The 4,547-nt window shown below is 29.4% G+C and carries 4 protein-coding genes; 3 read left to right on the forward strand and 1 reads right to left on the reverse strand.

Annotation, left to right across the window (positions count from 1 at the left end; translation table 11 throughout):
* Positions 1-330 precede the first annotated feature (330 nt).
* Positions 331-1,521, forward strand: a complete 1,191-nt coding sequence (locus tag Q0138_RS05505; protein WP_297981867.1) for an ATP-binding protein — start codon at positions 331-333, stop codon at positions 1,519-1,521.
* 247 nt (positions 1,522-1,768) lie between these two features.
* On the opposite strand, the gene Q0138_RS05510 is transcribed toward Q0138_RS05505, so the two are convergent.
* Positions 1,769-3,061, reverse strand: coding sequence for a magnesium transporter (locus tag Q0138_RS05510; RefSeq protein ID WP_297981873.1), 1,293 nt, complete (start codon positions 3,059-3,061; stop codon positions 1,769-1,771).
* Between the two features lie 267 nt (positions 3,062-3,328).
* Between Q0138_RS05510 and Q0138_RS05515 the strand changes: the two genes are divergently transcribed.
* Together Q0138_RS05515 and Q0138_RS05520 are read left to right on the forward strand one after the other, a co-directional pair.
* Positions 3,329-4,012 carry a peptidoglycan-binding protein gene (locus tag Q0138_RS05515; protein WP_297981869.1) on the forward strand — a complete coding sequence of 228 codons (684 nt, stop codon included), beginning with the start codon at positions 3,329-3,331 and terminating at the stop codon, positions 4,010-4,012.
* Between the two features lie 189 nt (positions 4,013-4,201).
* Positions 4,202-4,471 (forward strand): hypothetical protein, encoded by a 270-nt coding sequence (locus Q0138_RS05520; protein ID WP_297981871.1) that lies wholly within the window; start codon positions 4,202-4,204, stop codon positions 4,469-4,471.
* Positions 4,472-4,547: the final 76 nt, after the last annotated feature.

A 4,547-nucleotide genomic window follows, 5' to 3' on the forward strand; every position in this document is an offset into this window, starting at 1 on the left:
GCTTAAAAAAAGATTATTAAAAAGCATATAAACAATAATTATTTTATCTATTATGTATTATATATCTTTCAATATTATATAAATATTTAGGCTTACCTAAAAATATAATTTTGTTTATTTTAGTATTTAAAAACCTTAAAAAATGTTTATTTTTAAGGTAGAAATTTTTTACTAAAATTTATAATACATATCAAACATACTATAATTTATAATACATACTAAAATTTATAATACATATCAAACATACTATAATTTATAATATGTACTAAAATTTATAATACATATCAAACATATTATAATTTATAATACATCATTTCAGGAGGATTCGCTATGACAGATTTGCCATGGGGAAATAATCAAAATTTAACTGATGAAGAATTTTATAACAGGGAAGGGGAATTGATAAATCTCAAAAATATTTTAGAGTCAACTAGGGATGGCCATGCTCCAGATATACTATTGACTGGCATAAGAGGAGTAGGCAAAACCGTTTTTCTTAAAAAACTGAAAAGGGAACTTGATGATGATTATCTGGTAGTATATATGGATTTTTCAAAATCCGCTTCTTATCAAAAAAATCAAATGAGCATTATTGGTTTAATGGAACATTTCTTCAAAGAGCTAATCATTGAATCAAAAAAGAAAGGATTAAACACCTTAGATAAAAAAATAGAGAAATATTTTAAATCTAATGATTTTAAAATCAAAGAATTTGTAAAACTTGATAAAATACCTGTACCAATTTTTTCAAAAGAAACAAATGAAGGAAAACTCATGGATTTTGTATTTGACTTAGCTGAAAAAATATATGAAGAAAATCAGGATAAGATTAAAGGGGTTTTAATTTTCATTGATGAATTTCAGATTATAAAAGAGCTTAATAATTACAAAGAGTCCTTCTTATGGAAAATCAGAGCTTATATTCAAAACCAAAGAAATGTAGCATACATATTTTCCGGATTAATGAGCTTACAGGACAAATTAATATCAGAAATTGCAAGCCAAAATGGAGCATTTGGAGGAAGAATGATTACAATCAATATAAATCCATTTGAAAAAGAAACAGTCAGAGATTATTTATTAGAAAAAACACCATATATTCTCTTTACAGATGATGGTTTTGATAGATTTTATAAATGCACTTCAGGAATTCCATCATACGTTAATATATTTGCATCATTGTTGCCGATCAATGAGAAATTGGATGATGAAGCAATAAAAATCTGTTTTGATAAAAAAATACAAGCCATAAGTTCTTATTTAATAAATATATGGGCAAGACTGTCATTTAGAGAACAGACAATAATTATTATATTGCTTGAAAAACAGTTAAGAAGAATAGATATTGCAAATGAATTGGGAATATCTACAGGGTCATTAAGCAATTATTTAAACAATCTTCAAAATCAAGGACTAATAAGTTTAAATAATGGTTTATATGAAATCTCTGAGCCTATACTTAAGAGATGGTTGGAATTGGAATTTGAGGAAAAAGGAATTTATCCATATAGAAACATATGATGTTTTCAGGCTAAATATTTAATATATAAGTTTTTGAACCTGAACTCCATTTAAAAAACATGATTTTAAAAGAATAAAATCCCTAAAAACCAGTAAAAAACCATGATCTTAAATCCAAAAATCCTAAAAACCAATAAAAAAAAAAGTAAAAATTAAACAACCCAAGTTAAAATCCCTAAAAACCAGGGAAAAAAGTAAAAATTAAACAACCCAACTTAAAATCCCTAAAAATCAGTAAAAAAAATAATTAAGCAATCAAACTTAAAATTCCTAATGAAACTCCAATCAAAATCAAGGTTGAAATTGAATCTGTCAAACTTGTAGAGAGTGGAATAACAATATTGTCCGGATCGAATCCTCTCCTGTATGAAAAAGTGGAAATATAAAAGACCACAAGCAACATTATAAGAATAAGAATCATTCCTGAAAGGAAACTAATCAATAGGGTTACAGGGAAACCTATTCCAATATTTCCAAATGCCAATGTTGAGCTTTCAGCTAAAAATCCAATGACAGGATACATAATAATAGCCAATGTCAGGATAGCTGCAAAATTCTCAACGGTATGCTTTTTAGGCCTAAGTACAGGATCGATTAAACCTGAGTGAAGGCCTGAAGCAAGTCTTGCACCTAAAATACTGACCAAACCACCGCTTTCACCTGAGAACAATGGAACAAGTGTAAGCAATGTTTGATTCTTGAGCAATGTAGTCAATGAATCATTCAATATTCCACCGGCAACTGTTCCCAAAATGGAACATACAAAGAGAACCGGAGTTGATTGTCTAACAATATGCTTGACATCATTGTTAGAGGTCCATCCTGAAATCAGGGCCACAACAGTTATTAAAATAACAATGCAGAACAATATTATCTTTACAATTTCAATGCTGGCTATAAATCCTACAATGATTACGCTTAATATGATTGCAGGCAATGTGAAAAAGTCACCAATAGCTGCAATGAGCGGAGTTGTAATATTATCAGGGTCCCAACCACCTTCAAAACTCTTTAAGGATACAAACATTGTAACAGGAAGCATTATGATTGTGGATACTAAACCGGCAATGAATGAAATCAATACAAAGTCAAAAATGCTTATGCTTTCGAAATTAAATACAATACAAATTATCTTTGCAATGACTGCAAGAAGGACTGAAAGCACCATTGTTAAAATAAGGGATGCAACAATGTTTTCATCCAATATTTCAGATCTTTCAAATTTAGGGGATAAGGTACCAATGTGAAGGTGAGTGCTTAATCTGGAACCGAAGGAACCGAAAATATTACCTCTCATACCTATTGCACCTGGAATGATTACCATAAGGCCAGGATAGGTTTTTAAGAAGAATTCCATGTTTCCTAAAATAATACCTGCACATAAATCACCTACTGCACAAATGGAAAGCGCAATTAGACTTTCCTTTAAAACAGAATCAGTATCAGCCAAAAATTCCCTAAGATATTTGACAAAACGAGTAGGCAATGAGAATATGTATTTAATTCCATTAAATAAAAACAAGATTAGGTTGACGACCAATAGGAGTAAGGAGTCCCCAAATTGACGTATCATCTTCAATAGATCTTTCAATTTCAGCACCTCCCACATTCATATCAGTCACATCCTTTTAATTACATATAAGTTTTAAAATAAACTTTTTAAACAATTGTTGAATAAAATCTTTAATTTATCGTGTTTTAAAAAAAATATTAATATCTAAAAATTTTAAACGAAATTTTTCAATAAAAATTAAACTATTTTTTCACAAAACTGTCATATCCACATAAAATATTTTAGGTGATTTAAATGCAAATTTTAAGATTAGGATCTCGTGGTCCTATGGTAGAATTTTTACAAAATATCTTGATTTATTTAGGGTTATATACAGGTCAAATTGATGGTATTTTTGGTAATTCTACTAGAACTGCTGTAGTTGAATTTCAAAAACAAAATGGATTAAATCCAGATGGTATAGTTGGACCTAGGACTTGGCTTGCTTTAAGGCCTTACATAGATGGTGGATTAGGTTTTATTGTTCCAACAAATATTAGTTATAGTTCTTCTATCTTACAAGTAAATTTAGATAGTTTAAGAAGGCTTTATCCTTTTATTGAAATTACTTCAATAGGTAGAAGTGTTCTTGGAAAAAATCTTCCTGTGATTAAAATTGGAAATGGACAAAAGGAAGTATTTTATAGCGCAAGTTTCCACGCAAATGAGTGGATTTGCTCTCCTTTAGTTACGAAGTTTTTAGTTGATTATTGCTATTGTTATGCTAATAATCTACCTATTTTTGGTGTTAATGCAAGAAATATTTATAACTATTGTACAATATATATCATGCCTATGGTTAATCCTGATGGCGTTGATTTAGTAACTGGTGAAATAAGTCCTAATTCTTCGTTATACACAAACACTAGGTTGATAGCAAATAGATATCCAAATATTCCATATCCTAATGGCTGGAAAGCAAACATACGTCGGAATTGATTTGAATTTACAATACCCTGCTCGGTTGGGAACAAGCAAGACAAATAAAATTTTCTCAAGGTTTTACAACTCCAGCTCCTCGAGATTTTGTTGGATTTGGTCCTCTTACAGAGCCAGAATCTCTTGCTATTTACAATTTCACTTTACAGCATGAATTTAGTTTAGTAATATCATTCCATACTCAAGGAAATGTTATTTACTGGCAATTCCAAAATTACAATCCTCCAAGAGCTTTATATATTGGAAATGAATTTTCAAGAGTTAGCCGGTTATTCTTTAGAAGAAACTCCTTTCAATTCAAGCTTTGCAGGTTATAAAGATTGGTTTATACAAACTTACAACTTACCTGGATATACTGTTGAAGTAGGCGAAGGTCAAAATCCGCTTCCTATTTCTCAGTTTGATGAAATCTATTCTGATATTTTAGGTATTTTTGTTTTAGGTGCTATATTAATATAAATCATTGACAATTCCTAAAAAAAAATATACAATGCAAATAAATATATTAATAAGGGGGATTGTTTATGGACTATAA

The sequence above is a fragment of the uncultured Methanobrevibacter sp. genome (genome assembly GCF_937906425.1).
Taxonomy (GTDB): domain Archaea; phylum Methanobacteriota; class Methanobacteria; order Methanobacteriales; family Methanobacteriaceae; genus Methanobrevibacter.

Coding starts and splice junctions, on each gene's coding strand:
- Q0138_RS05505 (WP_297981867.1), top strand. CDS start 331: ATGACAGATTTGCCATGGGGAAATAATCAAAATTTAACTGATGAAGAA.
- Q0138_RS05515 (WP_297981869.1), top strand. CDS start 3,329: ATGCAAATTTTAAGATTAGGATCTCGTGGTCCTATGGTAGAATTTTTA.
- Q0138_RS05520 (WP_297981871.1), top strand. CDS start 4,202: ATGTTATTTACTGGCAATTCCAAAATTACAATCCTCCAAGAGCTTTAT.